Source organism: Brevundimonas sp. EAKA, from assembly GCF_000698025.1.
Taxonomy (GTDB): Bacteria; Pseudomonadota; Alphaproteobacteria; order Caulobacterales; family Caulobacteraceae; genus Brevundimonas; species Brevundimonas mediterranea_A.
This window is the reverse complement of sequence record NZ_JMQR01000237.1, coordinates 1-1,770: the sequence shown is the minus strand read 5'-3', so window position 1 is coordinate 1,770 and position 1,770 is coordinate 1. Positions and strand designations below refer to the sequence as shown.

The window sequence follows — 1,770 nt, the reverse complement described above, 5'->3', positions numbered from 1 at the left end:
GCAGGCCATGGCCTTCATCGCCTTGTTCTGGTGAGCGGGCGTCTGGTCCGGCGCGGCGTGACGGGCGTCGGGGCGGGCCTCGGCGCTCGTTTCGTGGCACGGCGCCTCGGCCATGGCCGGTCCTGCCGAGACGCCGAGGGCGCCCAGGGTCAGCACCGCCAGGGCGCCGATCAGCAGCAGAAGGGACGAGACGATCTTCACCGCGTCAGGATAGGGGCGGGCGCGGAGCGCGGCAATGGATCATCGCGCCGGCTTCTTGTCGACCAGCGGCAGGCCCGGGGCGTCCGGCGGCGTCTGCCCGCCGGCGCCCAGTTCGCGCTGCATGAAGACGACGTCGCGCCAGTCGTCATGTTTCCAGCCGGCCGCCTTGAAGACCCCGGCGTCGGCGAAGCCGCGTGCGCGGTGCAGGGCGATGGAGCCGGCGTTGTCGGAATCGCCGATCACGGCGACCATCTGGCGCAGGCCCAGGGCTTCGCAAGCGACGATCAAGGCGTCCAGCAGGGCGCCGGCGACGCCGCGGCCGCGGGCCTCGGGGGCGACATAGATCGAGTCCTCGACCATGTAGCGATAGGCCTGGCGGGTGCGGAACGGGCCGGCGTAGGCGTAGCCGACCACGGCGCCGTCGATCTCGGCGACCAGCCGGGGCAGGCCCAGGGCCTGGACGGCGGCGAAGCGGGCCGTCATCTCGATCTCGTCCGGCGGCTCCAGCTCGAAGGTGCCGCGTCCGTTGGCGACGCTTTCGGCATAGATGGCGGTGATCGCCGCCATGTCGGCCGGGGTCGCCTCGCGGATCTGGACCTCAGACCGCATCAGCCCAGCAGCCGCGCGGCCTGGGGCGCGAAATAGGTCAGGACGCCCGCGCAACCGGCCCGCTTGAACCCGTGCAGGGTCTCCAGAACGGCGCGGTCGTGATCGAGCCAGCCGTTGGCGATGGAGGCCTGCATCATCGCGTACTCGCCCGACACCTGATAGGCGAAGGTCGGGACGCGGAAGGTCTCGGACACGCGGCGGACGATGTCGAGATAGGGCATGCCCGGCTTGACCATGACCGCGTCGGCGCCTTCCGACAGGTCCATGGCGACCTCCTTCAGGGCCTCGTCCGAGTTGGCGTAGTCCATCTGATAGGTCTTCTTGTCGCCCCTCAACGCAGTCGAGGAGCCTACGGCGTCGCGGTAAGGGCCGTAGAAGGCCGAGGCGAACTTGGCCGCATAGGACAGGATCAGGGTGTCGTGGAAGCCGTTGGCCTCCAGCGCCTCGCGCACCGCCTGGATGCGGCCGTCCATCATGTCCGACGGGGCGACCACGTCGGCGCCGGCGTGGGCGTGGATGAAGGCCTGTTCGGCCAGCCGATCCAGCGAGGCGTCGTTGATGATCCGGTCGCCTTCCAGCACCCCGTCGTGGCCGTGGTCGGTGTAGCAGTCCAAAGCGACGTCGGTCATGACCCCGATCTCCGGCGCAGCGTCCTTGATGGCCTTGATGCAGTCGGGGATCAGGCCGTCGGGATCGGTCGCCCCCGTGCCGACCGCGTCCTTGATGGCGCCGTCCACGTTCGGGAACAGGGCCAGCATCGGAATGCCCAGGACGCGCGCCTCGACCGCCGCTGCGGCGGCCGCCTTGGGCGACAGACGGAAGACGCCGGGCATGGAGGCGACCGGTACGCGGTCCTCGGCGCCGTCGTGGACGATAAGGGGCCAGATCAGGTCGGCGGGGGTCAGGACGGTCTCGGCGACCAGGCGGCGCACCCAGGGGCTGGCGCGCAGACGGCGGGGA

Annotated in this window: 2 protein-coding genes and 1 pseudogene; all 3 read right to left on the bottom strand. The window is 70.7% G+C overall.

The window, feature by feature from the left end:
* Positions 1 to 201, bottom strand: a pseudogene (locus ER13_RS17180) (hypothetical protein); the annotation flags it as partial.
* Positions 202 to 240: 39 nt separating this feature from the next.
* Positions 241 to 810 carry a GNAT family N-acetyltransferase gene (locus ER13_RS17175; RefSeq protein ID WP_008264134.1) on the bottom strand — a complete coding sequence of 190 codons (570 nt, stop codon included), beginning with the start codon at positions 808 to 810 and terminating at the stop codon, positions 241 to 243.
* A partial coding sequence (gene hemB / locus ER13_RS17170; RefSeq protein WP_035311323.1) for a porphobilinogen synthase occupies positions 810 to 1,770 on the bottom strand: 961 nt, incomplete at its 5' end. The genes ER13_RS17175 and hemB, both read right to left, overlap by 1 nt.